At 47.5% G+C, this 255-nt stretch carries 1 rRNA gene; it reads right to left on the bottom strand.

The annotated features are described in order from the left end of the window. Positions 1–78 (bottom strand): 5S ribosomal RNA (rrf, locus tag QMX93_RS31080); the annotation flags it as partial. Positions 79–255 lie beyond the last annotated feature (177 nt).

Genomic DNA, 255 nt, shown 5'->3' with positions numbered 1-255 from the left:
ACTACCATCGGCGATGCATCGTTTCACTGCTGAGTTCGGGATGGGATCAGGTGGTTCCAACGCTCTATGGTCGTCAAGAAATTCGGGTACTGAGTCGTGACCAGTTGGTCTCGCTTCAGCAAATTGGATATGTGATAGCTTTCGGTGTTTGTGAACATCGAACTTTCGGTTCGTTTCGTCTTCACACACCGCAATCTGGTCTCTCTCGTCTTTTCAACTAGGAGCATCAAATTGCTTGGGTGTTATATGGTCAAG

Origin of the sequence: Pseudomonas sp. PS01303 (assembly GCF_029959385.1) — a bacterium.
Classification (GTDB): domain Bacteria; phylum Pseudomonadota; class Gammaproteobacteria; order Pseudomonadales; family Pseudomonadaceae; genus Aquipseudomonas; species Aquipseudomonas rustica.
The sequence above is the reverse complement of the archived record's forward strand: the minus strand, read 5'-3'. Positions and strand labels throughout refer to the sequence as shown.